28 protein-coding genes are annotated in these 26,806 nt (G+C 63.6%); 1 reads left to right on the forward strand and 27 read right to left on the reverse strand.

Annotated elements, in window-relative coordinates:
- Nucleotides 1-32: 32 nt before the first annotated feature.
- The 9 genes from corA to EN869_RS21070 form a co-directional block, all read right to left on the reverse strand.
- Complete coding sequence (gene corA, locus EN869_RS21030) at nucleotides 33-1,127, reverse strand: magnesium/cobalt transporter CorA (protein ID WP_127227630.1); 1,095 nt, start codon at nucleotides 1,125-1,127, stop codon at nucleotides 33-35.
- Between the two features lie 149 nt (nucleotides 1,128-1,276).
- Nucleotides 1,277-2,236, reverse strand: coding sequence for a tRNA pseudouridine(55) synthase TruB (gene truB / locus EN869_RS21035; RefSeq protein WP_127227631.1), 960 nt, complete (start codon nucleotides 2,234-2,236; stop codon nucleotides 1,277-1,279).
- Complete coding sequence (gene rbfA / locus EN869_RS21040) at nucleotides 2,237-2,653, reverse strand: 30S ribosome-binding factor RbfA (RefSeq protein ID WP_127227632.1); 417 nt, start codon at nucleotides 2,651-2,653, stop codon at nucleotides 2,237-2,239.
- Between the two features lie 123 nt (nucleotides 2,654-2,776).
- Nucleotides 2,777-5,359 (reverse strand): translation initiation factor IF-2, encoded by a 2,583-nt coding sequence (gene infB / locus EN869_RS21045; protein ID WP_127227633.1) that lies wholly within the window; start codon nucleotides 5,357-5,359, stop codon nucleotides 2,777-2,779.
- On the reverse strand, nucleotides 5,356-6,006 hold the full coding sequence (locus EN869_RS21050) for an RNA-binding protein (RefSeq protein ID WP_127227634.1): 651 nt from the start codon (nucleotides 6,004-6,006) through the stop codon (nucleotides 5,356-5,358). The genes infB and EN869_RS21050 overlap by 4 nt, the downstream gene beginning before the upstream one ends.
- A gap of 38 nt (nucleotides 6,007-6,044) precedes the next feature.
- On the reverse strand, nucleotides 6,045-7,640 hold the full coding sequence (nusA, locus tag EN869_RS21055; RefSeq protein ID WP_127227635.1) for a transcription termination factor NusA: 1,596 nt from the start codon (nucleotides 7,638-7,640) through the stop codon (nucleotides 6,045-6,047).
- A 43-nt stretch (nucleotides 7,641-7,683) separates the two neighbouring features.
- The gene (gene rimP / locus EN869_RS21060) at nucleotides 7,684-8,310 is read right to left on the reverse strand and encodes a ribosome maturation factor RimP (RefSeq protein WP_127227636.1); all 627 of its coding nucleotides are present in this window, start codon (nucleotides 8,308-8,310) and stop codon (nucleotides 7,684-7,686) included.
- Between the two features lie 154 nt (nucleotides 8,311-8,464).
- On the reverse strand, nucleotides 8,465-8,752 hold the full coding sequence (locus EN869_RS21065; protein WP_127227637.1) for a type II toxin-antitoxin system RelE/ParE family toxin: 288 nt from the start codon (nucleotides 8,750-8,752) through the stop codon (nucleotides 8,465-8,467).
- Nucleotides 8,749-8,997 (reverse strand): CopG family ribbon-helix-helix protein, encoded by a 249-nt coding sequence (locus tag EN869_RS21070; protein WP_167498527.1) that lies wholly within the window; start codon nucleotides 8,995-8,997, stop codon nucleotides 8,749-8,751. Before EN869_RS21070 ends, EN869_RS21065 begins: the two co-directional genes overlap by 4 nt.
- A gap of 138 nt (nucleotides 8,998-9,135) precedes the next feature.
- On the opposite strand from EN869_RS21070, the gene EN869_RS21075 reads away from it, so the two are divergent.
- The gene (locus tag EN869_RS21075; RefSeq protein ID WP_127227639.1) at nucleotides 9,136-9,327 is read left to right on the forward strand and encodes a hypothetical protein; all 192 of its coding nucleotides are present in this window, start codon (nucleotides 9,136-9,138) and stop codon (nucleotides 9,325-9,327) included.
- A gap of 25 nt (nucleotides 9,328-9,352) precedes the next feature.
- Here the strand turns inward: EN869_RS21075 and EN869_RS21080 are convergent, their stop codons facing one another.
- The 18 genes from EN869_RS21080 to EN869_RS21165 form a co-directional block, all read right to left on the reverse strand.
- Nucleotides 9,353-10,063 (reverse strand): tRNA (guanosine(46)-N(7))-methyltransferase TrmB, encoded by a 711-nt coding sequence (locus tag EN869_RS21080; protein WP_127227843.1) that lies wholly within the window; start codon nucleotides 10,061-10,063, stop codon nucleotides 9,353-9,355.
- Nucleotides 10,060-11,325, reverse strand: a complete 1,266-nt coding sequence (gene metK / locus EN869_RS21085) for a methionine adenosyltransferase (RefSeq protein WP_127227640.1) — start codon at nucleotides 11,323-11,325, stop codon at nucleotides 10,060-10,062. The genes EN869_RS21080 and metK overlap by 4 nt, the downstream gene beginning before the upstream one ends.
- Nucleotides 11,326-11,488: 163 nt before the next feature.
- A complete protein-coding gene (locus EN869_RS21090; RefSeq protein WP_127227641.1) occupies nucleotides 11,489-11,911 on the reverse strand; it encodes a helix-turn-helix transcriptional regulator in 423 nt (140 codons plus the stop codon).
- Between the two features lie 140 nt (nucleotides 11,912-12,051).
- Nucleotides 12,052-13,638 (reverse strand): apolipoprotein N-acyltransferase, encoded by a 1,587-nt coding sequence (lnt, locus tag EN869_RS21095; protein WP_127227642.1) that lies wholly within the window; start codon nucleotides 13,636-13,638, stop codon nucleotides 12,052-12,054.
- 130 nt (nucleotides 13,639-13,768) lie between these two features.
- Nucleotides 13,769-14,215, reverse strand: coding sequence for a hypothetical protein (locus EN869_RS21100; RefSeq protein WP_348630830.1), 447 nt, complete (start codon nucleotides 14,213-14,215; stop codon nucleotides 13,769-13,771).
- Nucleotides 14,216-14,217: 2 nt separating this feature from the next.
- Nucleotides 14,218-15,294, reverse strand: a complete 1,077-nt coding sequence (locus EN869_RS21105; RefSeq protein ID WP_127227643.1) for a hemolysin family protein — start codon at nucleotides 15,292-15,294, stop codon at nucleotides 14,218-14,220.
- A 27-nt stretch (nucleotides 15,295-15,321) separates the two neighbouring features.
- On the reverse strand, nucleotides 15,322-15,819 hold the full coding sequence (gene ybeY, locus EN869_RS21110; protein ID WP_127227844.1) for an rRNA maturation RNase YbeY: 498 nt from the start codon (nucleotides 15,817-15,819) through the stop codon (nucleotides 15,322-15,324).
- 65 nt (nucleotides 15,820-15,884) lie between these two features.
- On the reverse strand, nucleotides 15,885-16,877 hold the full coding sequence (locus EN869_RS21115; RefSeq protein ID WP_245489469.1) for a PhoH family protein: 993 nt from the start codon (nucleotides 16,875-16,877) through the stop codon (nucleotides 15,885-15,887).
- Between the two features lie 137 nt (nucleotides 16,878-17,014).
- Nucleotides 17,015-18,424, reverse strand: a complete 1,410-nt coding sequence (gene miaB / locus EN869_RS21120; protein WP_127227645.1) for a tRNA (N6-isopentenyl adenosine(37)-C2)-methylthiotransferase MiaB — start codon at nucleotides 18,422-18,424, stop codon at nucleotides 17,015-17,017.
- 73 nt (nucleotides 18,425-18,497) lie between these two features.
- Nucleotides 18,498-19,298, reverse strand: coding sequence for a lysophospholipid acyltransferase family protein (locus EN869_RS21125; protein WP_127227646.1), 801 nt, complete (start codon nucleotides 19,296-19,298; stop codon nucleotides 18,498-18,500).
- A gap of 125 nt (nucleotides 19,299-19,423) precedes the next feature.
- Complete coding sequence (locus EN869_RS21130; RefSeq protein WP_127227647.1) at nucleotides 19,424-19,918, reverse strand: N-acetyltransferase; 495 nt, start codon at nucleotides 19,916-19,918, stop codon at nucleotides 19,424-19,426.
- A complete protein-coding gene (gene tsaB, locus EN869_RS21135; RefSeq protein ID WP_127227648.1) occupies nucleotides 19,918-20,610 on the reverse strand; it encodes a tRNA (adenosine(37)-N6)-threonylcarbamoyltransferase complex dimerization subunit type 1 TsaB in 693 nt (230 codons plus the stop codon). Before tsaB ends, EN869_RS21130 begins: the two co-directional genes overlap by 1 nt.
- 125 nt (nucleotides 20,611-20,735) lie before the next feature.
- Entirely contained in the window at nucleotides 20,736-21,851 is a 1,116-nt protein-coding gene (locus tag EN869_RS21140) for a DUF1513 domain-containing protein (RefSeq protein ID WP_127227649.1), read from the reverse strand.
- Between the two features lie 3 nt (nucleotides 21,852-21,854).
- A complete protein-coding gene (locus EN869_RS21145) occupies nucleotides 21,855-22,949 on the reverse strand; it encodes an imelysin family protein (protein ID WP_127227650.1) in 1,095 nt (364 codons plus the stop codon).
- A complete protein-coding gene (locus tag EN869_RS21150) occupies nucleotides 22,949-24,550 on the reverse strand; it encodes a di-heme oxidoredictase family protein (protein ID WP_127227651.1) in 1,602 nt (533 codons plus the stop codon). The genes EN869_RS21145 and EN869_RS21150 overlap by 1 nt, the downstream gene beginning before the upstream one ends.
- A gap of 12 nt (nucleotides 24,551-24,562) precedes the next feature.
- Nucleotides 24,563-25,048, reverse strand: a complete 486-nt coding sequence (gene bfr / locus EN869_RS21155) for a bacterioferritin (RefSeq protein WP_127227652.1) — start codon at nucleotides 25,046-25,048, stop codon at nucleotides 24,563-24,565.
- A complete protein-coding gene (locus tag EN869_RS21160) occupies nucleotides 25,014-25,325 on the reverse strand; it encodes a (2Fe-2S)-binding protein (RefSeq protein WP_127227653.1) in 312 nt (103 codons plus the stop codon). The genes bfr and EN869_RS21160 overlap by 35 nt, the downstream gene beginning before the upstream one ends.
- A gap of 112 nt (nucleotides 25,326-25,437) precedes the next feature.
- The gene (locus EN869_RS21165) at nucleotides 25,438-26,727 is read right to left on the reverse strand and encodes an imelysin family protein (protein WP_127227654.1); all 1,290 of its coding nucleotides are present in this window, start codon (nucleotides 26,725-26,727) and stop codon (nucleotides 25,438-25,440) included.
- Nucleotides 26,728-26,806: the final 79 nt, after the last annotated feature.

Raw genomic sequence — 26,806 nt, forward strand, 5'->3', positions numbered from 1 at the left:
GTTCTTGCTGCGAAAACAGGAGATTTCAAAGGCTACAGCCATTTCTTCCACTTGAAGAACGCGATCAAACCGGCGGCGACCAGAGCCATGAAAACCAGCGACAGAGGATAGCCGTAATAGGCTTTCAGTTCTGGCATGTTCCAGGGTGAGCTTCCCGGATCGAAATTCATGCCCCAGACGCCGACCAGGAATGTCAGTGGCATGAAGATCACCGAAACGATCGTCAGATAGGAGATGACGTCGTTGGTGCGGGCCTGGGTCAGCGAGACGTGCATCTCGATCAGGCCGGTGAGCATATCGCGCTGGTTCTCGACCAGTTCGATCAGGCGCAGCGAATGGTCGAGCGTGTCGTTGAAGAAAATCTTGGTCTCGGCCTTCACGAAAGGCACGTCGTTGCGGATCAGCGTCGCCAGCGTGTCGCGCATCGGCCACAGCACGCCTTTCAGCACGCCGGCGTCGCGCCGCAATTCATGCAGTTGCCGCATCTGATGCTTGTGCGGCTTGTTCAGCATCTCGTCCTCGATGCCGTCGACCAATTCGCTCGCCGCCTCGATCGGCGGGAAATAACTGTCGACGATGGCATCGATCAGCGCATAGGCGAGGTAATCGGAGCCGCGCGAACGCAGCCGGTTCGGCATCGCGCCCGCGATGCGCTTGCGCACGGGGTCGAACGGATCGCCTTCGCGCTCCTGGAAAGTGACGACGAAATTCCCGCCGAAGAACAGCGCGATCTGCTCGTAGCGATGCGAGGCGACGTCGTCGATCATGCGCATGACGACGAAAGCATGATCTTCGAAGAAGTCCACCTTGGGCCGCTGCCCGGTGTTGACGACATCCTCGAGCGCCAGCGGATGCAGATTGAAGATGCGGCCGATCTCCTCGATCAGCGGGATGTTGGCAAGCCCGGTGCAATCCAGCCAGACGACCGGCCATTTCTCGCAATGGGTGTTGAGATCGTCGATCGAGGCATTGTCGATGGTCTTGTATTTCTCGGGCGAGATCAGCGTCAGACGAAGCTCGCTGCGCCGCGCCCCCGGATCGGCGATCAACGTGCCGGGCGACGCCCCGACCGGTGGCCGACGGGTTTTCAGCGGCGCCCGCTTCTTGCCTGTATCAGCCTTTGCCATGAGATCCCTGGAACTTCCGCGCTCAGCCGGAGGTTAGAGCAATTCCAGGAAAAGCGTGACACGGTTTTCCGTCAGGAATTGCGTCAAAACAAAGAGATAGAGCGGTTCGCCGTTTCCGCGAAACGGTGAAACGCTCTAGACGACCGAGTTCACCCGGCAAAGACCCGCTTGGGCTTGAACATGCCCTGCTCGATGGCACCGATGGCAACGAGCCTGCCGCGCGCGGTAGCACAGGCCTCTTCGGCTTCGACCGGTGCATCGCGGCCGCGAATGATGACGGGATTGCCGAGGCGGATCTTGGTGGCCGCGTCGTCGCTGACGGCGACCTGAGGCAGGCAGTCGAGCGCCGCCGCGGTCTCGACCAGCAGCGCGTCGATGGCGCTGAAATCGACTGGCGTCTCGGCATCGTCCGCTTTCTCTTCGGTCTTGTCGCCAAAACGGGCGGCTTCGAGTTCGGCGACGGTGACAAAATCATCCGATGTGAACGGCTCGACCTCGACACGGCGCAATTCGGCGATATGGCCAAAGCACCCGAGGTCGCGGCCCATGTCCCGCGCCAGCGAGCGCACATAGGTGCCCTTGCCGCATTCGACCTCGAAGATGGTCTTGTCGGCGCCGTGCTCGATAATATCCAAACGGCCGATCTCAATTTCCCGCGCGGGTATCTCGACCGTCTCGCCTTCACGGGCAAGATCGTAGGCGCGTTCGCCGGCGATCTTGATGGCCGAGAATTGTGGCGGCGTCTGCATGATGACGCCAGTGTATTTCGGCAGCAGCGCCCGCAGCTCGGCCTCGGCCGGGCGCCGGTCGGAGCTGTTGATCACCGGGCCTTCGAGATCGTCGGTCGAGCGCTCCTCGCCCCAGGCGACGGTGAAGCGATAAATCTTGGCGCCGTCCTGCACGTAGGGAACCGTCTTGGTGGCCTCGCCCAAGGCGATCGGCAGCATGCCGGAGGCCAGCGGATCGAGCGTGCCGGCATGACCGGCCTTCTCGGCCTGGAAAAGCCATTTGATCTTGGAGACGGCCTCGGTCGAGCCCATGCCGACCGGCTTGTCCAGCACCACCCAGCCGGAGACCGGCCGCCCCTTCTTCTTGCCGCGACGCGCCACCTATTCCTCGTCCTTGTCGTTGTTCTTGCCGTCACCGAGATCGCGCGCCACTTCGGGCGATTTCAGCAGTTCATTGATCTTCGCGAAATTGTCGAAGGAGGTATCCAGCCGGAAGCGGAACTCCGGCATGTATTTCATTTGCCTGAGTGCGCCGGAAACACGACCGCGGATGAACTTCGAATGCCTGTTGAGCGCCTCGATCACCGCGCCGGCATCGCCGGTGCCGAGCGGCGAGACGAAGGCGGTGGCGATCTTCAGATCGGGCGACATGCGCACTTCGGACACCGAGACGACGCTGTTTTCAACCACCGGATCGATGATCTCGCCGCGCTGCAGCGTTTCGGACAGGGCATGGCGCACCTGCTCACCGACGCGCAGCATGCGCTGGGAGGGGCCTGAGGTTGTCGAACGGGACATTTTCTTCGATCCTGAAAGCGTGGAGCGCGGGATGGGACCGCGCTACATGTCTCAACATGCACAACGGGTGTGGACGGCAGCCTTGCGGCCGCCGCCCGTTTCATTTCGGCAAGTATACCGGATTTAGAGCGTCCGGGTTACCATCTCGATGCGGAAGCACTCGATGATGTCGCCGACGCGCATGTCCTCGTAGTTCTGGAAGGCCATGCCGCATTCCTGGCCGCCCGGCACTTCCGAAACCTCGTCCTTGAAGCGCTTCAACGTCTTCAGCGTGCCTTCGTGGATGACGACATTGTCGCGGATCAGGCGAACGCCCGCGCCACGCTCGACTTTGCCTTCGGTGACACGGCAGCCGGCGATCTTGCCGACCTTGGAGATGTCGAAGATCTCGAGGATCTCGGCATTGCCGATGAAGGTTTCGCGCCGCTCCGGCGAGAGCATCCCGGAAAGGGCTGCCTTCACGTCATCGACGAGGTTGTAGATGATCGAGTAGTAGCGAATCTCGATGCCCGCGGCTGCCGCGGCCGCACGCGCCTGCGCATTGGCGCGGACGTTGAAGCCGATGATCGCCGCTCCGGACGTCTCGGCGAGCGAGACATCGCTTTCGGTGATGCCGCCGGCCCCGGCATGGACGATGCGCGCACGCACCTCGTCGTTGCCGAGCTTTTCAAGGGCGGCATTGATCGCCTCGATCGAACCCTGCACGTCACCCTTGATGACCAGCGGGAATTCCTTCAGTCCGCTCGTCTGCAACTGCGACATCATCTGCTCGAGCGAGCCGCGCTGACCGGCATGCCTGGCCACCGCCTTGTCGCGCGCCAGGCGCTGACGATACTCGGTGATCTCACGGGCGCGCGCCTCGTTGTTGACGACGGCGAAACGGTCGCCCGCTTGCGGCGTGCCCTGGAGGCCAAGCACCTCGACCGGCATTGCCGGCGGCGCTTCCGGTACATGCTCGCCGCGATCGTTGACGAGCGCACGCACACGGCCCCACTCGTTGCCGGCGACTATGATATCGCCCGGCATCAGCGTGCCGGTCTGCACCAGCACGGTGGCGACGGGACCACGGCCCTTATCCAACTGCGCCTCGATGACCGCGCCTTCGGCGGTGCGGTCGGGGTTGGCCTTGAGGTCGAGGACTTCGGCCTGCAGCAGGATCGCTTCCAGCAGCTTGTCGAGATTGGTGCCCTTGGTCGCCGAAACCTCGACGTCCAGCACCTCGCCGCCCATCGATTCCACGAACACTTCGTGGCGCAGCAGCTCGGTGCGCACCTTCTGCGGGTCGGCGTCGCGCTTGTCGATCTTGTTGATGGCCACGATGATCGGCACGCCGGCCGCCTTGGCGTGGCTGATCGATTCGATCGTCTGCGGCATCACGCTGTCGTCAGCCGCCACCACCAGCACGGCGATGTCGGTGACCTGCGCGCCGCGGGCGCGCATGGCCGTGAAGGCGGCGTGGCCGGGCGTGTCGATGAAGGTGATCTTCTGACCGTTCTTCTCGATCTGGTAGGCACCGATATGCTGGGTGATGCCGCCGGCCTCGCCGGACACGACATTGGCGTTGCGGATGGCGTCGAGCAGCGAGGTCTTGCCGTGGTCGACATGGCCCATGATGGTCACGACCGGCGGACGCGACACCAGGTCTTCCGGGCGGTCGGCGATGTTAAACAGGCCTTCCTCGATGTCAGACTCGGCGACGCGGCGGACCGTATGGCCGAATTCGGAAGCGACCAGCTCGGCCGTGTCGGCGTCGATGACGTCGCCCGGCTTCAGGATCTGGCCCTGCTTCATGAAGAACTTGACCACGTCCACGGCGCGTTCGGACATGCGCTGCGCCAGTTCCTGGATGGTGATGGTTTCGGGCAGGATCACTTCGCGCATAACTTTCTCGCGCGGCTCATTGTGGAGCGCGCGTTTGAATTTTTCCTGGCGGCGACGCATCGACGACAGCGAGCGTCCGCGCGCATCGTCATCCGACAGCGCCGAATTCAGCGTCAGCTTGCCGCGGCGGCGATCTTCCTCGCCCTTGGTCGGCTTAGCCGGCCGCGCCACTTCCGGCGTCGCAAGACGGCGCGGCGGCGCACTCGCGCCGGCACCGGCGCCTGTACGCCTCGGCTTGGCCTCCTCCTCGTCGTCAGCCGTGGCAACATCCGCTGCCTGCGGCGCGCGGCGGCGAGCCTCTTCCTCCGCGCGGCGCCGGGACTCGGCCTCGGCCTGCAGGCGCGCTTCTTCCTCGGCCTGACGGCGCGCGGATTCGTCACGCTCGCGCTTGCGGCGTTCTTCTTCCTCGGCGCGGCGCTTGGCATCTTCCTGAGCGCGCAGGCGATCCTCCGCCTCGCGGGCCTTGGAGCCTTCCAGCGCCTTGCGGCGTGCTTCCATCTCGCCGCGCGAGAGTTCGTTCAGGACCATGCCGGAACGTTCGGGCGGCGGGGGCGGCGCTTTCGGCGCTTCCCGCACGGCAGGCGCGGCGGCAACGGGCGCGGGAGCGGGCTTCGGCGTGAAGACGGATGCAGCGGCCACCGGCTCCGGCTTGTCGCCAGGCAGTGAGAACTTGCGCTTCTTGGTCTCGACCACGACCGACTTGGTGCGGCCATGCGAGAAATTCTGGCGCACGGTGCCCTGCTCGAGGCCGGGGCGCTTCAGCGTCAAGGTCTTCTTCGGCGTAACACTCAACGTCTTGTCGTCGCCCGATTTCGTATCGCTCATTCCATATCCTCTGCGGCATCATCTTCGTCAGCAACGACCGCAAGCATTGCCAGATCGTTCGGGGTACCGCCCCGATATCGGTCGAGCGCAACAACGCGCTTCTCAACCGCCAGTCCCGCGTCCTGCGCGAGGACGGCAGCATGTATCACATTTGTACCCCCCAATGCCAAGCTCAACTCGGCCTCGGAGAAAAGTTTGTAGGCAAGGATGGCGGGGCCGCCGAGATGGACGGTAGCCCGCCGCGCCTGACTGATCTTGCGGACACCGTCGTCCGAAGCCTCGGTCGCATGCAGCACAAGCAGCGCCTGCCCGTCGCGCACCGCGCCCTCAACCTTGGCGGCGCCAAGAACGACGGCGCCGGCCTTGCGAGCAAGGCCAAGCATGCCCAGAGCGGATCTGGAGAGCAGTCCGTCGACCATGCCGCCGAGATCGGCCGGAACGGTCACCTGTGCCTTGAACGCACGGGCAAACAGGTTCTTCGCCGCTGCCTTGTCGATATGTAGGCGATCGGCGGTGACCCAGCAACCACGGCCGGGCAGATTCCTCTTGATGTCCGGAACGACGGCCGAATCGGGGCCGACGACGAAGCGGATCAGCTCATCCGCTTCGGCCTGCCTGCGCGTAACGATGCAAGTGCGATCGTTCATCTCGTCCTGGGGAGGGTTGTGTGCGATGCGGTTTCACCTCACGCACCAACAGCTTCGTCAGCCGCGACTTGTTCGGCTGCAAGCTCGTCTTCGCTGATCCAGCCAGCCTTGAGGCGGGCTGCCAGAACCATCTGCTCGGCATCGGCGCGCGACACGCCGTGGCTGGCGAGCACGCCCGGATAGACCTTGGTCTCGCCGTCCTTGCGTTCCTTCCAGCCGATCAGGTCGTCGGCGGCATAGCCGGCGAAGTCCTCGATCGTCTTCACGCCGTCCTCGCCGAGCGTCACCATCATGGCGGTGGTGACGCCGGGGATCTCGCGCAGCTCGTCCTTGACGCCCAGCGCCTTGCGCTTTTCGTCATGCTCGGCCTCGATCTTTTCCAGATACTCGCGGGCGCGGGTCTGGATTTCCGAAGCGGTGTCCTCGTCGAAACCGTCGATCGAGGCGATCTCGCCGGAGTCGACATAGGCGACTTCCTCGACGCTGGTGAAGCCTTCAGAGGCCAGCACCTGGCCGACCATTTCGTCGACGTCGAGGGCTTCCATGAACAGCGCCGAACGCTCGACGAATTCCTTCTGGCGGCGCTCGCTCTCTTCCTGCTCGGTCAGGATGTCGATATCCCAGCCGGTGAGCTGCGAGGCAAGGCGCACGTTCTGGCCGCGGCGGCCGATGGCCAGCGAGAGCTGGTCGTCCGGCACCACCACTTCGATGCGCTCGGCATCCTCGTCGAGCACCACCTTGGCGACCTCGGCCGGCTGCAGCGCGTTGACGATGAAGGAGGCGGCCGAAGGCGACCACGGAATGATGTCGATCTTCTCGCCCTGCAATTCGCCGACAACCGCCTGGACGCGGCTGCCGCGCATGCCGACGCAGGCGCCGACCGGATCGATGGACGAGTCACGCGAGATGACGGCGATCTTGGCGCGCGAGCCCGGATCGCGAGCAACCGACTTGATCTCGATAATGCCGTCATAGATTTCCGGCACTTCCATGGTGAAGAGCTTGGCCATGAACTGCGGGTGGGTGCGCGACAGGAAGATCTGCGGGCCGCGCTGCTCGCGGCGCACGTCATAGACATAGGCCCGCACGCGGTCGCCATATTTGTAGTTCTCGCGCGGGATCAGCTCGTCGCGGCGGATGATCGCCTCGCCCCGGCCGAGATCGACGATGACGTTGCCATATTCGACGCGCTTGACGGTGCCGTTGACGATCTCGCCGATGCGATCCTTGTATTCGTCATACTGGCGATCGCGTTCGGCCTCGCGCACCTTCTGCACGATGACCTGCTTAGCCGACTGGGCGGCGATGCGGCCGAAATCCATCGGCGGCAGCTGCTCGGCGATGAAGTCGCCGAGCTGGGCGTCGGGGTTGCGCTCGCGCGCGGTGGAAAGCGCGATCTGTGTGGCGTAGTCCTCGACCTTCTCGACCACTTCCATCAACCGCTGCAGCTTCATCTCACCGGTGTTCGGGTTGATGTCGGCGCGAATGTTGGTCTCCTGGCCGTAACGCGAGCGCGCCGCCTTCTGGATCGCATCGGCCATGGCGGCGATGACGATCGACTTGTCGATCGACTTTTCACGCGCGACCGCATCGGCGATCTGCAGCAGTTCAAGCCTGTTGGCGCTTACAACCATTGTCTTTCTCCCGATTTCGCCTCGGACATGCCCGTCGGCGCTATCAACTTTCCTGTTCGGTTTCGTTTTCCTCAGCGGCGTCTTGCGCTTCGCCGCGGCGTTTCTTGGCTTCCTTGCGCGCCCGGTTGTCCTTCGACAGGGCATCGCGGATAAGATCGTCGGTCAGCACCAGCCGCGCCTCGGCAATCGCGTCAAAAGGCACGCGCACCGTCGGCTCTTCGCCATAGGCCGCCTTGTCGCGCTCGACCAGGATGCCATCGGCGTCGGCCTCGGCGATCTTGCCCTTGAAGCGCTTGCGGTCGCCGATGAGAACCGACGTTTCCAGCTTGACCAGATGGCCGGTCCAGGTGGTGAAATCCAATTTGCGCACCAGCGGCCGGTCGATGCCGGGCGACGAGACTTCCAGATGATACGCCTTTTCGATCGGATCATCGACATCGAGCGCCGGCGACACCGCGCGGCTGACCTCTTCGCAATCCTCGACGGTCATGGTGCCGTCTTCGCGTTCGGCCATGATCTGCAGCGTCAGCCCGTTCTGGCCGGTCAGTTGCACCCGCACGAGACGGAAGCCGATTGCCTTGAGCACCGGCTGTACGATCAGCGCAATACGCGCATCGATGCCGCTTTCGCGGATGATACGGTCGTCGGCCTCGCTTGCCGCTGCAGTCATCAGATTCCTGTCGCTTTGTCGCTCCGGCCGGCAGGTAATAAAAAAGAGCGGGACCGGGTGGACCCACTCTTCGTCATACCGACCAAGAATTTGACGGTCATATAGACGATTGCCGCCGGTGTTTCAAGCCTTCAGGCAAGACTTGCGACGATGTCTACAATTGGCGTGGCCATCGCTGGGCCGCGTGCATCACCGTGAGTATCTCAATGTCACCGCCGACGACACGGTAGGGAATTATGTATGGGATATCAGCCAGGACCAGCTCTCGTGTCCCTTTAACCCGCCCGACCCTCCCCATGGCGGGTTGCTCAGCTAGATTGTCCGCAGCAGAAACGATACGGGCAACGACCCGTGCCGCGGTTATTGGACTGTCCTTTTCGATGAACGCGCCAATCTGGTCGAGCCGGCGCACGGCGCGCTCGGTCCAGCGGATTCGCTTCATCGCCCGGAGGCCGGTTTGACGTATTTCGCTATGACGCCAGCCAAGTCCTGCTCGCTTGCAAATTCCCCTCGGTCAGCTTCCTCGAGGCCGGCTTCGATCTCGGCAAGTTGCCATTCTTCCCTGGCGACATAGTCTTCGATTGCTTGGGCCGCCACGTAGGAGCGGGAGCGATCCACCTTTTCGGCCAATCGGTCGAGCTTGGCCACAGTCTCATCAGGAAGCCGTACGGTGAAAGCGCTCATCATCCTGTCTCTACTCATTCTGGTTCACGATGAACTTGGTGGAACCAAGATGGTTCGTCAATCCGCATATCATCCGCAGAACCTGGCTTCAGCTGCGTTGCGCGCCGGGCATAGAGGCCATGCAAACCTTGGCGGACTAACATGTCGTCACCATTTATGTTGCGATGCAAAGAAAAGGGGCGCGCGGTGGCGCGCCAAGATAATCACATGGACCGTGGATTGTTTTTCGTCATCGGTAACTTCTTCAACACATTCGGCAGCACTGCGGTTACGGCCAGAGGCGTGGAGGCTGAACGTAAGCCACGCGGCGGCGACCTGAAGAAGCGCTTCTGAAGCGGACGAAGCTGGGAGCTGCCGCCTATCTGCGGATAAAGGTCAGGTAAGCAGGCCGCCGTCCCTCGCGGATGGCCTTGGCCTCGTAGCGTGTGCCGGGCCAGCCCGCATAAGGCCGGTGCCAATCCGCAGCCTCTCCAGCCTGCCATTCGAAGGCGCCGTGAGCGCGGCAGGCAAGCAGCGTCCAATTCACGTAGCTGTCAATGTCGGAGGCGAAGCGGAACCTGCCTCCGGCTTTCAGCACCCGGGCAAAGCGCCCGAGATTGGCGGCACCGACGAAGCGCCGCTTCCAGTGCTTCTTCTTCGGCCACGGATCGGGATAGAGCAGGTCGATGCCGTCAAGCGAGGCTGACGGCAGCCAGTCGAGCAGGCGCGTGGCGTCGTCGTCATAGACTCTCAGATTGCCAAGCGGGACCTTGGCAAGCACCGTCATCATCTTGGCCATGCCGTTGACGAAGGGCTCGACGCCGATGAAGCCGGTCTCTGGCGCTTCCTTGGCGCGGTGCAGGAGATGCTCGCCGCCGCCGAAGCCGATCTCCAGCTGCAGCGCCGAAACCTCAGCCTTGAACAAGGTCTTGAGGTCAGCCGGCGCTTGCGCCGTCAGGTCGAGCCGGTATGCGCGCAGACCGCTTTCGAGGGCGATCGCCTGCTGCGGGCGTATGGTTTTGCCGTGCCGGCGACCGAAAAATCCTTCGGTCGCCCGGCTCGGCCGATCCTTGGCGTCAACTGGCGTCAGGCGGCGACGGCGTCCTTGAGCGCCTTGGCGAGATCGGTCTTTTCCCACGAGAAAGACCCATCGCGACCGGCCTTGCGGCCGAAATGGCCGTAGGACGATGTCTTGGCATAGATCGGCTTGTTGAGGTCGAGATGCCGGCGGATACCAGACGGCGACAGATCCATCACCTTGCGCAGCGCCTCCTCGAGCTTCGATTCGTCGACCTTGCCGGTGCCGTGCAGGTCGACATAGACCGACAGCGGCTGGGCGACGCCGATGGCGTAGGAGAGCTGGATGGTGCAGCGGTCGGCAAGCTTGGCCGCCACCACATTCTTGGCAAGGTAGCGCGCCGCATAGGCGGCCGAACGGTCGACCTTGGTGGTGTCCTTGCCGGAGAATGCGCCGCCGCCATGGGGTGCTGCGCCGCCATAGGTGTCGACGATGATCTTGCGGCCGGTGAGGCCGGCATCGCCGTCGGGCCCGCCGATAACGAACTTGCCGGTCGGGTTGATGTACCAGTTGCAGTCGTCGGCGATCTTGAGGTCGCCAAGCGCTTCGCGGATGTAAGGCTCGACGACCTTGCGGACCTTCTTGGAATCCCAGCTCGAATCGAGATGCTGGGTGGAAAGCACGATCTGCGTGACTTCGGCCGCCCTGCCGTCGGCATAGCGCACGGTGACCTGGCTCTTGGCGTCAGGGCCGAGCTTGCCTGCCTCGCCATTGCCTTCATGGCGCGCGGCGGCCAGCAATTCGAGAATCTTGTGGCTGTAATAGATCGGCGCCGGCATCAGGTCCGGCGTCTCGCGGCAAGCGTAACCGAACATGATGCCCTGGTCGCCGGCACCTTCCTCGCCCTGGCGGTCGGCGGCATTGTCGACGCCCTGGCCGATGTCGGGCGACTGGCCGTGCAGCAGCACGTCGATCTTGGCGGTCTTCCAGTGGAAGCCGGACTGCTCGTAACCGATTTCGCGGATTGCCTTGCGGGCAACCGACTTGAACTTGGTCGGGTTGACGACAGGGTGGCCGGAAGCATCCTTCAGGATGTTGCCTGCCTTGTCCTTCTTCAAAAGCGTGTCGGGGACGCGGACCTCGCCGGCGATGACGACGCGGTTGGTGGTGGCCAGCGTTTCGCAGGCGACGCGAACCTTCCACGGGTCCATGCCCGTCTTCTTGGCTTCGCGATAGACCAGATCGACGATCTCGTCGGAGATACGGTCACAGACTTTGTCGGGATGACCCTCGGAGACGGATTCCGAGGTGAAGAGATAATTGTGCCGCGTCACGGGTGTCCCCTCTTGAAAGGATCGGCAGGCTGCCGATTTTGGCGCGCCACGTGTTAGCGGTGCCGGGCGCTGCTCGTCAAGCGGCGCGACGGATCTGGCATGAATGTAGGCAAAGCTGGCTATGCCACCAGCGGCAGCGCGCCGCCGGCGCCATAGGCAAAAATCATTCGGCGTCTTCGGCGGACAGCGCCTTCACCAGATCTATGATCCTGCGGCGTACCTTGACGTCGCCGATCTTGACGAAGGCCCGGTTAAGCTGAAGCCCTTCGGGACTGCCGCAGAATTCGATGGCGAACGCCATCGAGGAGTCTTCGGCAAATCCCCGATTGCCGCCGACGGTCTCCTCGCCCGGCGCATCCTCGAAGAAGAAGGCGACGGGAACGCTCAGGATGGAGGCGATCGCCTGAAGACGACTGGCGCCAACCCTGTTCGTGCCCTTCTCGTACTTCTGGATCTGCTGAAACGTGATGCCGAGATTTTCACCCAGCTTTTCCTGGCTCATTCCAAGCATATTGCGACGCAGCCGAATGCGACTCCCGACATGGATGTCGATCGGATTCGGCTTCTTCTTGTTCTCTTCTGTCATTTTTTCCTCGCCGAATTTTTCCGGCTTTTTCTATTTTGTTCCGCCCAAATGAAGCCGGAGCCACCTGCCCCAACAGAACCCTCCAACCGACTTCGAGAAAATTTTAGGCGTTACAGTATGAGTTTCTAATGTGCCGACTGTCAATTCACCCGTAGCCGCTGCCTTACATTCAATGTGAGGGCCGCCAGCGCAAACACCAACATGATCAGCAATCCGTTAATTCGCCGCTGTTCAGGAGACAGCAGGGCGCGCCCAGAGACCGGCACATGCGCGTCGATTGCGCCGCGCGCGTCGACGGCTAACGCATCGACGATGCGCCCGCGCGAATCGACCACGGCGGAGATGCCATTGTTGGCCGCGCGCAACAGCGGCAAGCCATTTTCGACCGCGCGGACCTGGGCCTGTCTGAAGTGCTGATAAGGGCCCGGCGTGTCGCCGAACCAGGCGTCGTTGGTGACATTCACAATGACGTCAGATGACGCCGCGTCGCCAGCCACGAGATCAGGAAAGATTACCTCGTAGCAGATGAACGGAGCGGCGCGCAGGCCACCCGGCACGCCGATCGGATGCCGCTCGTTGCCGGCGGCGAAATTCATCGGTCCGGCGACGAGTTGGCCTATGCCGAAGCGTTCGAACAGGTCGGCGAAAGGCAGATACTCGCCGAAGGGCACAAGATGCACTTTGTCGACGGCATCGACGATCTCGCCCTTGTCGTCGATCGCCACCACGGAATTGTAATAGCGGCTGCCGGCATTGGCCGACCCGCCCTCCTCGCGCACGATACCGGCAATCAGCATCTGGCCGTCGGCCAGCATGTCGCCCAGCGCCGTCAGCGCGTCCGGACGCTCTGTGAACAGGAACGGCACCGATGTTTCCGGCCACAGGATGAGCTGCGGCTTGGCGTGCCCCTCTTCCGGCGCTTTCCCCGATATCCCCAGCAAGGTTGCGAAGATGCGGTCGCGCACCGAGGCGTCCCATTTTTCGCTGAGATCGACCGCGGGCTGGACGATGCGGACATCGATCGAGCGGGTCGGTTTGACCGGGGCGGCGAGCCTGACATAGCCGAAGCCGACATGGGCGGTGACGAGGATGACGAACAGCGCAACACCCAGCCTCAGATGCCGGCGCGCCGCGACCAGCGCAGGCAGCGAAAACACGAAGACCGCGAGCGCGTTCATGCCGATCATGCCGGTCACCGACACGCTCTGCATCAGGAGCGGCACCGGCATCGCCGCGTAGCCGACAGCATTCCAGGGAAAGCCGGTGAAGAGGAAATCGCGCAGCCATTCAGCAAGGCTGAACCCGAAGGCAAGGGCCGCGATGCGGCCGATGTCGCTGCTCCAGAACAGGCGCGCCACGACGGCGGCAAAGCCATAGAAGAAGGCGAGCGCGAATGGGATGCCGACAACGGCGAATGGCAAGGCCCAGGCGAAGTTGTCGGCCTCGACCAGCAATGCCTGGCCGATCCACCAGAGGCCGGCAAGGAAATAGCCGAAACCGAACCACCAGCCGGTGGCGAAAGCCGGCCTCAACCGCCTGAACCAGCCATCGGAAGCTTCGCCGGTGGCGCCGTCGAGCAACCAGACCAGGACCGGGAACGAAACGAAGCAGACGGCGAAGAAATCGTAAGGCGCCTGGGCAAGCACCGCCAGCGCTCCGGCGGCAAACGCCACCAGCGCCCGCCGCCACCCCCACAGCAGAATTATCCGGCCGGCAAAGCGCTGCATCCAGCTTCCCAAGTCGCGCGAATCAGGGAGTCAGAGGTTTAACAGGCCGCGCCGCACGATCCAAACCCAGATGAGCGCGGCCTGATACAAGGGTAGCGCTATCTGTGCCAGCCCTCGATCCGCAGGCCGCTCAGTCGCTCGGCCTCGTCCTTCGGCACGACGCGCACGGTCCGGGTGAATGTCCAGATATGGCCTTCGGAATCGCGGGCGCGATATTGGCGTTCGCCGTAGAAATGGTCCGTCGGTTCTTCCAGAATTTCCGCACCCCCTTGCGTGCCTGTTCGCAATGCGCGTCGAGGTCTTGCTGCAGACGGATGTAGACGGCTTGCGTGTTCTTGCCGCCGACCGAGGCGGGGCTGGCGACATGGTCGGCCCACTCGGAATCGACGATGATATAGCCGTCGCCAAAACGCATTTCGGCATGGACAAGCCGGCCATCGGCGTCGCTTACCAGCATGCTCGGCTCGAAGCCGAAGGCGGCCTTTAGCCAGGCCAGCGCCGCGCGCGGATCGCGATAGAAGACGCCTGAACCGAGGACCGCGTGCTTGAACGGATCGTCGACCGGCGCTGGCGACAATATCAGGCCTGTTCGGCGCGGGCGGCGCGGCGGCGCTGGCGCTCGCCCTTCGGGCTCTGCACGATGCGAACGCGCTTGACGCGGCGCGGATCGGCGTCGAGTACATGGAACTCGAAGCCGGGGATGGCCTGCACGACCTCGCCACGGGCGGGAACGCGGCCAAGCGTGTTGAAGATCATGCCGCCGATGGTGTCGACATATTCCCCATGCTCGCCGGCGGTGAAATCCTCGCCGATCATCTTGGCGACCTCGTCGATCTCGGCCTTGCCGTCGACGACAAAGACGCCCTCGCCGATCTGAGTGATCATCGGCTCGTCGTCGTCATGCTCGTCCTCGATGTCGCCGACCACCATCTCAACGATGTCTTCCAACGAAGCGAGGCCATCGGTGCCGCCATATTCGTCGATGACCAGCGCCATCTGCGTGCGCGTCGTCTGCATGCGGCCCATCAGGTCGGAGGCCAGCATAGAAGGCGGCACGAACAGCACCTCGCGGATCAGATTGAGATCGCCGATGGTGCGCGCAAGATCCACCTGCGCGAGGTCGAGCGCCGTCGCCACGGGCGCCTTCGCTCTGGCGCGGCCCTTCTTGACGCGGGCGACCTTGGTGATGTGGGCGAGCACGTCGCGGATGTGGACCATGCCGCGCGGGTCGTCGAGCGTCTCGGAATAGACCGGCATGCGCGAATGGCCGGACTGCTCGAAGAGGCCAAGAAGGTCGCCCAGCGTGGTGTTGATCTCGACCGCCTCGATATCGGCGCGCGGCACCATGACGTCCTCTACCCGCACTTCGCGCAGGCGCAGGATGTTGTTGAGCATGGCGCGTTCGCCGGGCGAGAAGGATTCCGCATCGGTCGCCGTTTCGGCGAGCGCGCCGGCTATTTCCTCGCGCAGGCTGGTGCCGTTGCGGTGCCGGAACAGGCCTAGCACGCGATCGAAGAGGGAAGGACCGGCATGCGTCGGCTCGGCGGCCGCGCTGCCGGTCGCAATACTCGGACTGGAGCCCTCTTCCGTCTTCTCGGAAGGCTTGGCAGCACTGCCGGCGTCCGGACGGGCGGCAGTTTCTGGTGTGTCGTTCATCGCCATCGGGTCAATTGAGCTTTTTTGTTACGCGTAGGGATCGGGAATGGCAAGTCTCGCAAGCGCCGCGCGCTCCATCGCTTCCATCTCCTCGGCCTCGGCGTCGGTCTCGTGATCATGGCCCAGCAGATGTAGCAGGCCATGGATGACGAGATGGGTGATATGGTTCACAATCGGCTTGTCTTCCAGTGCGGCCTCGCGCGCCACGGTCTCGGAAGCCAGCACGATGTCGCCCAGCATCGGCGGCAGCGGGCCGCCCTTCGGGAAGGAAAAGGCCGGGAAAGACAAGACGTTGGTTGGCTTGTCCTTGCCGCGCCATTCGGCGTTGAGCGCCTGGATATGGGCATCGTCGGAAAAAACTATGCTGAGTTCGGAAGCGCCGCTCGTGCCCGTCTGGGCAAAAGCGGCAGCAACGGCGCGATCGACGAGCCGCGTCAACTCGGCTTCCGCGGGCCAGACGCCGGCCTCGACGAAAACATCGATATCGACCAGCGCTTCGCCGCAAGATTCCGGGTTTTGAGCCATAGGGGCTATCTTCGTTTTGAGCATGATCTTTCCCGAAAACCGCGCACACTTTTCGGGATCATGCTCTAGCTTTCGGCGCCGAGGCCTCGCGCCAACTTGCCGTCGCGGTCATAGGCCTTGACGATCTCGGCGACCAGCGGATGGCGCACGACGTCACCCTCGTTGAAGCGGACAGTGACGATGCCCGGAACGCCGTCGAGGATGCGCAGCGCTTCGACCAGCCCGGACTTGGTGTTGGGCGGCAGGTCGATCTGGGTCGGATCGCCGGTGACGATCATGCGCGAATTCTCGCCCAGACGCGTCAGGAACATCTTCATCTGCATCGGCGTGGTGTTTTGCGCCTCGTCGAGGATCACCGCCGCATGCGCCAGAGTGCGGCCGCGCATGAATGCCAGCGGCGCGATCTCGATCACCTCGGCCGCGATCGCCCGCTCGACCTTGTCGGCCGGCATCATGTCGTAGAGCGCGTCGTAAAGCGGCCGCAGATAGGGATCGACCTTTTCCTTCATGTCGCCAGGCAGGAAGCCCAGCCGCTCGCCGGCCTCGACAGCCGGGCGCGACAGGATGATGCGCTCGACCATGCCGCGCTCCAACAGCATCGCGGCATGCGCCACCGCCAGATAGGTCTTGCCGGTGCCGGCCGGCCCGATACCGAACACCATTTCGGAGCGCTCCAGCGCCCGCATATAGGCGTCCTGATTGAGCGAGCGGGCATAGATCGTCTTCTTGCGCGTCGCGATCTGGGCGGCCGAGACCTTGCCCTTGCGCTCCATCGTCGGCAGCGTCAGCTGGTCGTCGGCGGCAATCGCCATGCGCACGGCGCCGTCGACATCCGACTGGCCGATATCGACGCCCTTCTGCAGGATGCCGTAGAGCGTATCCAGCGCGCGGCGCGCCTGTTCGGCGGCCGCCGCCGAGCCCTTGATCGTCAGTTGGTTGCCGCGCGAGCGGATGTCGACGCCAAGCTTCTGCTCGAGCCGGGCCAAATTCTCGTCGAACTGACCGTAAAGGGCGCTGGCAAGCTTGTTGTTGTCGAAGGTCAGTACGATGTGCGCCATGTCGGAAGCCCCGGACGCCTGGTTCTGGGGCGGATTCTTCAGTTCAGCAGCGCTCAACCGTCTCTCCTCATCTGCCGAGGCTTGTGGCTATGCATGTCGTTGTCCCAAAACCGCGGGCACATTTCTAGCGACATGCATCAGACCAACTCGGCGAACAGGCTGTTTGGGCCTGTCTTCGTGATTCGTACGTCGATAATGTCACCGATTCCACCGGCCTTGTCGTCAACAATCACCGGGTTCAGCCATGGCGAGCGGCCGACAACCTGGCCGGGGCGGCGACCTGGCTTCTCGATCAGGGTGCTGACGGTTCGGCCGACTCGGCTCGCGATGAAATGCTGCTGCTGCTCGTTGATAAGCGCCTGCAGGCGCTGCAGCCGCTCGTCCTTCACGGTTTCGGAAAGATGGCCGTCCATCTCGGCGCCCGGCGTGCCGGGACGTGGAGAATATTTGAAGGTAAAGGCTGAGGCATAGTTCACCTCGCGCACCAATTTCAGCGTCGCCTCGAAATCCTCATCCGTCTCACCGGGAAAGCCGACGATGAAGTCGCCCGACATGGCGATGTCGGGACGGGCTGCGCGGATACGCTCGATGAGCGCCAAATAGTCGCGTGCCGTGTGCCTGCGGTTCATAGCCTTCAAAATCCGGTCGGAGCCCGACTGCACCGGCAGATGCAGATAGGGCATCAAGGCGGGCAGGTCACGATGCGCGGCAATCAATTCGTCGTCCATGTCGCGCGGATGGCTGGTGGTGTAGCGCAGCCGCGCCAGGCCAGGGATTTCCGCAAGCCGGAACAGCAGGCGGCCGAGGCCCCATTCCTCACCGTTTGCGCCCACGCCATGCCAGGCGTTGACGTTCTGGCCAAGCAGCGTCACCTCGCGCACGCCGGCTTCGGCGAGGCGCTCGGCCTCGGCGAGGATCTGCGCTACCGGGCGCGAAACTTCGGAGCCGCGCGTGTAAGGCACCACGCAGAAGGTGCAGAATTTGTCGCAACCTTCCTGCACCGTCAGGAAGGCGGTGACGCCGCGTTTTGCAAGTTCCGCGCGCTTCGGCTGCGGCAAATGCTCGAATTTGTCCTCGATGGCGTATTCGGTCTCGACGATCTTTTCGCCGCCGCGAACGCGCGCCAGAACATTGGGGAGCCGGTGATAGGTTTGCGGGCCGATAACGAGGTCAACGGCGGGCGAACGCCTGATGATCTCGGCACCCTCGGCCTGCGCCACGCAGCCGGCGACGCCGATCAAGAGCTCGCGGCCGGCCTCGGCGCGTTCAGCCTTCATGTCGCGGATGCGGCCAAGCTCGGAATAGACCTTTTCCGCCGCCTTCTCGCGGATATGGCAGGTGTTGAGCAGCACCAGATCGGCGTCCTCGACGGCGTCGGTGGCGACATAGCCGTCCGCGGCCAGCGCATCGGTCATGCGCTGGGAATCATAGACGTTCATCTGGCAGCCATAGGTCTTGACGAAGACCTTTTTCACCGTCCGGTCGGCGCTGGCCGAGTGCTCGGCGGCAGCGCCGATGTCGTGGCTTTCAATCGTGTTCAATTCCATCGGGCGGCTTCTAGCGCCTTTCCGTGACAAAAAACAGACGATTCTGCCTTGTGGCGCGTCGTGCGGCCCGGCTTCACCGGCTCTTGGCCGGGTCGGCGAGGATGGCCTGCATCATCTCGCGCACCTTGGCTTCCATCAGCCTTGCCGTTTCCTTGCGGTTCGAGCCCTTGGAGAACGGCACCGGCTGGCCGAAATGCACCTCGGCATCGATCGCGCCTTCGGCAAGCAGACCGTTGAGATGCGGCATCAGATCCTGGTCGCCGATCCAGGCGGTAAGCGGCCGATGGCGGCGTCCCATCGGCATGCCGTGCAGGCGCGTATAGGCGATCGCCACGGGCTGGATAAAGACCTGTTCTGCCGCGCCTTCCGAAATCGCCATGGAGGCGGCGCCGAACAGCGTGCTCTTGAACGGCAGCACGAGGTTGCCGTCGCCGGTCGAGCCTTCGGCGAACAGCACCATGGCATCGCCTTTTGCCATCCTTTTGGCGATCTCGCTCGCCTGGTCACCGGAGGTGCGCTTGCGCTCGCGCTCGATGAAGACGGTGCGCTGCAGCTTGGACAGCATGCCGATCAGCGGCCAGCCTTCCATGTCGGCCCTGGCGATGAACTTCACATCGACGAAGGAGCCGAGCACCATGATGTCGGTCCACGAAATGTGGTTGGCCGCCACCAGCAGAGGGCGGTCCTTGGCGAGCGCGCCTTTCACATGCACGCGCATGCCCAGCGCTTGCAGGATCATGCTGTGCCAGATTTTCAGGATGAAGGTTTCAGGCCACAGCCCCGTCTTCATCGACAGTATCTGCAGCGGCACCAGCACCAGGGAACAGACGACGACATAGAAGAGCGCCAGGAAAACCCGTAATTTCTTGATCATTCGCTCCGGCCCCAACATTACAGCGCCGCGCGCCTTAGGGCGCGCAAAGGACGCTGTAACACCCACCTGGCGCATGATCCTTTGCGAAAATCGGAGCCGATTTTCGGGGTCATGCGCGACTGTCGCTAGCGAAGATCGCGGCGCATGACAAGCGCGCCGGTCGGACCGTGCTCGGTCGAGCGATAATAGTTCGGCCGGTGGCCTACCTGTCGGAAGCCAAGCCTGCGGTAAAGCCCGATCGCCGGCGCATTGGTCTCGTCGACCTCGAGGAAGAGCGCTTCGGCGCGCTGCGCATGCAGTTCGCGCAGCACCGCGTCCATCAATTGCCAGCCCAGACCCTGGCGGCGATGCGCACGCGCGACGGCCACGGTCAGGATTTCGCCCTCCCCGGCCGCGAGCCGCGCCAGCACGAAGCCGGCCGGCGGCTTGGAGCCTTGGCCGGTCTCACGCGCCGCATAGCCGAACACCGTGTCCTGCTCGAGGAGGGCGGCGAACTCGCCATCGGTCCAGGGCCGGACGAAATCTTCCCGATGCAGCACTGAAACGGCGGGGCTGTCGGCGACCGTCAGCGGTTCCAGCGCATAGTCCCTGCGGCGCGGCTGAAAGAACGGGATGCGCATCAGGGATTTTTCTCCCCTGGATCTTGTCTTGGCAGAATGAAGCCCGCCTGCGGCTTGGCGTCGGCGCCGCGCAGGTAGAGCGGCTTCGGCTTTTCGCCCGGCTGCTTGGCCGAGGCCAGCCTGGCATAGGTCGCGATGTCGGCGGTGGCGGCAACAGGACCGATGTCAAAGGCACGACCCGCCGCCTGGGCAATCTGCGGCGCGGCGGTTCCGACAAGGATCGCGTCGGCGTTGATGGCCATGGTCACTGCCTCGGCAAGCGTGGCTACGGATGGTCCGTAAGTCTCGACTAACGCTCTATCATAGAGCGCCGCGTGGATTTCCTCGCGACCGGCGTCGAGCGCGGCAAGCACCGCGCGCTCGGGAAAGGCATACGCCCCCTCGGCGGCCAGGGCTTCCAGCGTCGCCACGCCGATGGCTGGAATCTTTAGAGCGAGCGCCAGGCCGCGCGCCGTCGAGACGCCGACGCGCAGGCCGGTGAAAGAACCGGGTCCGATCGAGACGGCGATGGCGTCGACGTCAGGGTAGCCGACGCCGCCGGCTTGCAGCGCGGTCTCGATGACGGCCATCAGATGCTCGGCATGCCCCTTGCCGAGATTGCGCACCTCACGGCCAAGCTCCGCAGCCGCGTCCGCGTCATAGACGCAGGCGGCGCAGAGATTGGCGGCGCAATCGATGGCAAGCAGCGTCATGCGGGCAGCTTCATAGGCCGGTTAACGAACTGGATCGAAACACAATTCCCTCTGCCCGGCATAGGCGATCACCGCAAGGGCCAAGGCAGAGAAATGTTAAGCGGCTTTGCATCTACGCGCGGCGATCACGCCGTCGCGACAATGCGCAGCATGTGGTTGTCCCAGACATAATCCGGCTCCGAACGGGTGTCGCCGGCGCGGCCGACGATTTCGCCGGCGCCGGTCGTCGCCATGAAGCCGGCGCCGTCGGGTGCCAGGCCGCAGACCTCCACCAGCGATCTGGTCGCAACCACGCGGCCGCCGGCGGTATCGATGACGGCCAGCGAATTGCCCTCCGGCGAGGTGACGGCGACCGTGCCCGTCGCGGCATTGGCAGCGACCGAGCCGATATAGTTGCGAAAGCCGGAGAGCACGTCCTGCGGCATCTCCAGGAGCTCGAGTTCCTTGCCGCGCGCGGCGCGGCCAACCAGCGCCGGCCGGTCGTTCGCCGGCCCGCGATATTGGCAGCCGAACCAGACGGTGCCCGCCTGGTCGCGATCCATGTGACGGATCGAAAGCTGATGCAGCGCCGGCGGCAATTCGTGCTTTTCGATCAGGTCGCCGGTCACGCGGTCCACCAGCGTGTAGGACGGCTTCATCGTCGCGATGTTGAGCTCGGCGCGACCATAGTCGGGATGGGTTTCGATGCCGCCATTGGCGATAGCCAGCGTTCGGCCATCGCCGAGCAGGAGCAGCTCGTGCGGCCCCATGCCGTAGGTGGGGAACTCACCGATGCGGCTGAACTTTGCCTTCACATCGTAGACACCGACGACGCCGGCGGCGTTGTCGAAGTCGTTCTCCGTCGCATAGAGCAAGGCGCCGTCGGGCGAAAACACGCCATGGCCGAAGAAATGCCGGCCGGTGATGCTGGCAATGGTGAGCGGCTTGTCGCGGCCGGCATGGTCGAAGACGACAGCGAAGGTGCCGGGCTGGCGGGCAAAAACGACCGAGCGTTTCGACACCGGATCGAAGGTGACGTCATGGCCGCGATCCGGCAGATCGATGCTGTGCAGGATCTTTCCCGCCTCGGAGAGCACGGCGGCGCCAAAACTGCCGTCGCGCTTGACGAAAGCCGTGGCAAACACCGCATCCGCGGCGAGGGTGTCGGCCCAGGCTCGCGGCGCCATCGCGGCGGCAAAGCTCGCGCCGGCGGCGCGCAGGAAGTCGCGGCGATCGATGAGGGGCGTACCTGTCCACGCCATCGATCAATCCCCATCCAGCGACGAGAAGCCGGCGGTCAAACCGAACTCGGCGGTCATCCTGGTGCCGATCAGGGTCGACAGACTGGAGGTGATCAGCGCGAAGTGTTCGAGCTTGTCACGCAGCGCGGAATCGGAGAGGGCCTTGTCGATCGGGCCGGCGATCGATTTCACGGTTGTCACGCCGTTGCTGAGCTGGATGTGGATGGACTCGGCCATCCATCGCGCATCGGCTGGCAGCGCGTCGCCGAGCTTCGAAGCCTCGAACAACTGGTCGATGCCGGACATGTTCCCAGCTAGAGAAACCGTCGTGTTCTGCGAACGCCAGTAGATCGCCTGCTTCGGCTTATCGGCATCGGCCTTTGCGCCGAGAAAGCCCTTGAGCCGCACGTTGCGGATCATGTCCAGCTCGTTGATGAAGACGCCGACCAGTTCCGCCACCGCGTCGTTGCCGTCGCGGTAGAGCGGGTTCTTCGGGCCGGGATTGGCCCAGAGCGACGCGAAGCCGTCGGGCTTTTGCCAGGCTTCGCGCACCTCACCCGCCATCGTCTCGATGTTGCCGGCGACCGCGGCGCCATATGCGCAGCGATAGGGATCATCTTTCTCTGCAAGCGTTTCGGCGCCGTCGCCATAGAGCACGTATTCGAGCGCGCCAAGGCCCTGCATGGCGACGCTCTTTTGCGCCAGTTGCGCCGGATCGGTGGCTGAGGGATCCTTCGCAGCCAGTGTCGACTGCACTTGTCTCAGGCCGATGCTCTTGCGGTCCGGCCAATAGAGCATGCGCTCCAGCCGGTTGTTTTCCTTGATCGGCCCAAACGCAATGATCTCAGCCACCGACCAGGCCTCGACGGTGCCGGAAAACGCCGAGCGCGCCGCTTCGAGATGCTCCTTGGAGGGCGCTTCGCAAAGCTGGTGCATCGCGTTGGTCAGCCCCACCGCATGCGCGTCAAGACTGCCATAGGCCGGGCGAACGAAGCCATCGATCGCACGGCCAATGACATCGGAAGCCTTGACCGCCGCCGATGCGGGCAGCACAGCGGCCAGAAGGAGCGGAAGAACAAGGGCCAGGCGTTTCGACCTCAGAGCGACGCGTTTTGACATCAGAGGGACTCCAGGAATTTGATCAGCGCGTCACGATCGGCCGCAGCGGCACCGGCAAATCGGTCGCGGGCCTTCTGGCCCTCGCCGCCATGCCACAGGATCGCCTCGGCAAGCGTGCGGGCGCGGCCGTCATGCAGGTAAAAAGCATTGCCGTTGACGGTCGCGGTGAGCCCGATGCCCCAGAGCGGCGGGGTACGCCATTCGCTGCCGCTTGCTTCGCCCACCCGTTGCCCGTCGGCGAGGCCCTCGCCCATGTCGTGCAGCAGGAAATCGGAATATGGCCAGATCAGTTGAAAAGCCTGCGCCTTGTTGGGCGTGCCGCGCATGGTGACGAATTTCGGCGTGTGGCAGGAAATGCAACCCATCTCATAAAACTGCTTCTTGCCCGCAAGCACTTCCGGCTTATCGACATCGCGCCGCGCCGGAACGGCCAGGTTCTGCGAGTAGAAGGTGACGAGATCCATCACCGGCGGCGGCGCCTCGGCCGTGCCCAGACGCTGCTGGACACCGTTCGGCATGGCCAGGCAATCCTTCTGCGCCCCCGTGCAATCGCCCCAAGGCTTTGGCATTTCCGGCGTGGAGATGCCGATGTCGCCGGCAAAAGCGTCGGCCGCCTGCTGGCGGATCGAGGCGGTCTGCGCCTTCCAGCCGAAGCGGCCCAAGGTCACCTTACCGCTCAGCGCGTCGCGCACGATGTTCGGCCGGCCGGAGATGCCGCCCCCGTCCCGATCGTCCGGATCGGCATGGGCGAGGATATCGGCGGCCGAGATCTGCTCGATCAAGCCGAGCCCGATCATCGGCGGCGTCAGGCGCGGCGAAAGCGTGGTGCGCGGGTCGAGTGGGCCATAGCCAAGATTTTCGACGGAATAGCGCGGCTTGCGCAGCGCAACGACGGTGCCGTCGCCGAGCGTCACATTTTCCTTAGTGTAGACGACGCGCATGCGACCTTCACCCTTGAGGCCAGGAACCGCCAGATCCTGCAATTGCGCGCCATAGACCGGGTCAGGAAAGTTCAGCAGCTCGTGGTCGGCAACTGCTGCTTTTTCCTCTGCGCTGCTCGCGTCGCGCGCGAGCCGCAGGAACATCGACGTCGAACCGGCATCGCCTTCCGGCGGCCGCCCGCGGCCATCCTTCAGATGGCAATTCTGGCAGGCGCGCTCGTTGAACAGGGGGCCGAGCCCGTCCGAAGCCTGGGTCGACGACGGTGACGACACCCAGTTCTTTCGGAAGAGCGCATTGCCGAGCTTGAAATTGCCCTCTTCCTCGAAGGTGAGGTTGGCGGAAGACTGCGAGAAGACGTCGCGGTTGACGTCCTTCTCCGACGTGCCGGCGCCGCCCTGCATCAGTTCGAAGGGCTCCGGCCTGGTGAAGTCGGTCGTTGGCCTGGTGACGGCCAGAACCCGCGCCTGATCCTTCGGCGTCAGGTCGGTGCGGCTCGTCGGCAGAGTGGCCGGCTCACCACCTATCGCGGATGCGGAAAGCGTGATTGCCAGCAAAAGCAAAGCCCCGCGACTCATCCGGCGTCGCCGGGTCTTCTGGGGCGGCAGGCCGTCGATTGCGACCCGCCGCGCACGGCGCGAAAAATCTACGGGGCGCCGCATTCCCGCATGTCCTTACTCCGCCTCGTTGGCCGAGTCGGCGTTGAGCAGGCCGTACTTTTCCTCGCCGATCGAGGCAAGCAGGTCGAGCTGCGTTTCCAGGAAGTCGATATGCCCTTCCTCGTCGGTCAAAAGGTCCTCGAACAGCTTCATCGAGACGAAATCACCTTCGTCGTGGCAGATCTCGCGCGAACGCTTGTAGGCGCTGCGCGCGTCATATTCGCCGGCCAGATCGGATTCGAGCACTTCCTTGACGTTCTGGCCGATGCGCAGCGGCGCGACGGACTGCAGGTTCGGGTGGCCTTCGAGAAAGATGATGCGCGCGATCAGCAGGTCGGCGTGATGCATTTCCTCGATTGATTCCGCCCGCTCCTTCTTTGCCAGCTTGGTGTAGCCCCAATCTTCGAGCAGACGGTAATGCACCCAGTACTGGTTGACGGCTCCAAGCTCCAGAAACAGAGCTTCATTAAGCCGCTCGATGATCTGCGGTTCGCCTTTCATGGGTTCTGCTCCCGTATTGGCCGCGCAAGCCTCGCACGCGATCCAAGTGTGAAACGATGTCCACGCCGCCCACCTCTGAGCGGGCGTGGTAGTTCTCGGTGACCCGAATGATCGTTTCCACCACATTTGGAAAACAGCCGCAACAACGGCCGCGCTTGCGCATCGCGTGGTAGACTTTCGCGGGCACGATCAGCTGCCACGGATCCTCGTCCAGCAGGCCGACGATCGTCTGCTCGATCTCCTTCTCGGTGATGACGTTGCAATGGCAGATCAGCATTTCACTTGCTCTGGCTGACGGCGCCGGTCCAGCGCCGCTTGGCTGGTTTCTTAGTCAGGCATGATCTTGTCCAAAAACCGGCTTCCACTTTTTGGGATCATGCCTTCGGGCCTTACTTGAACACCTTGTCGGGCGCGTCGAGGCTGTCGGAGCCCTCGAAGGCGATCTGGTTCAGCTTGAGCGAGCCGACGGCGCGCTCGATCGACTTGGTCTGGTCGATCAGCGCGTCGATCGCCGCCTGCACGGTGGCGTTGCCTTGCGCGTTGCCTTCGGCGATCTGCTGGTCATAGGCCTCGCCGGCCAGCGCGCGCGCCTTGATGGCCTCCATCTTGGCGACGCTGGTGTCGAGCTTGCCCGACAGCTCCTTGTCGATCGCCGGATCGGCAGCCTTCACCAAGTCTGACACCGACGGACCCGAGACCACGGAGCCATCGAGCCGCTTGTAGCTGGCATGATAGGTGTCGCGAATGCCGACGGCGTCATAGAGATGCGAGTTATAGGTGTTGTCGGAGAAGCAGTCGTGCTCCTCTTCCGGATCGTGCAGCAAGAGGCCGAGCTTCATGCGCTCGCCGGCAAGCTCGCCGTAGGAGAGCGAGCCCATGCCGGTGAAAATGGTGGAGATGCTGGCATTGGCGTCGCCGTCGGTGAGATTCTTGCGCGCGGCGCCGTCTTCCTTCCAGTTGTTGACCATCTCCTGCAGGTCGGACACCAGGAGGTCGCTCGCCGACTTCAGATATTCGGCGCGTCGGTCGCAATTGCCGCCGGTGCAGTTCTTGAGGTCGTAGTCGGTGTAGGGACGCTCGCCGGCTCCAGGGCCGGTGCCGTGCAGATCCTGGCCCCAGAGCAGGAACTCGATGGCGTGATATCCGGTCGCGACATTGGCTTCGACGCCGCCGGCCTGTTGCAGCGTGCCGGACAGGAATTCCGGCGTCAGCTTCGAGGCATCGACCTTCTTGCCGTTGATCTCGATCTCCTCGTTGGCGATGACGTTGGCCGTGTAGAGCGTGTTCTCGTCCGACTCGGCGCCATAGCTCTTGGCGACATAATCGATCAGGCCTTCATCCAGCGGCCAGGAATTCACCTCGCCCTCCCAGTCGTCGACGATCTTGTTCCCGAAGCGATAGACCTCGGTCTGCTGGTAAGGAATGCGCGCCGCCTTCCAGGCTTCGCGCGCGGCGTTCAGCGTATCGGCCGAAGGGCTGGCGACGAGCGCGTCGACCGCCTTGTCCAGCGCCTGCGCGGTCGTCATCGAATCCTCGTATTTTGCCAGCGCGATGTCGGCATAGGTCTTGATCACCGCCTTCGTGTCGGTCTCGGCTTTGGCCGGCAACACGAACACCGCCGCCGTCAACGCAGCCGTGGCGCAAATTGCAGCCAGCCTGCCGCCATTACGTGCCGTCATTATCCTTCTCCAGTTCTTTGGAAATTTGACAAAAGGCGCGTGTGTCCACCCGCGCCGAGGCATGAGCAAGCCGGGAAAA

The organism is Mesorhizobium sp. M2D.F.Ca.ET.226.01.1.1, from assembly GCF_004022705.2.
In the GTDB taxonomy this organism is placed as follows: Bacteria; Pseudomonadota; Alphaproteobacteria; order Rhizobiales; family Rhizobiaceae; genus Mesorhizobium.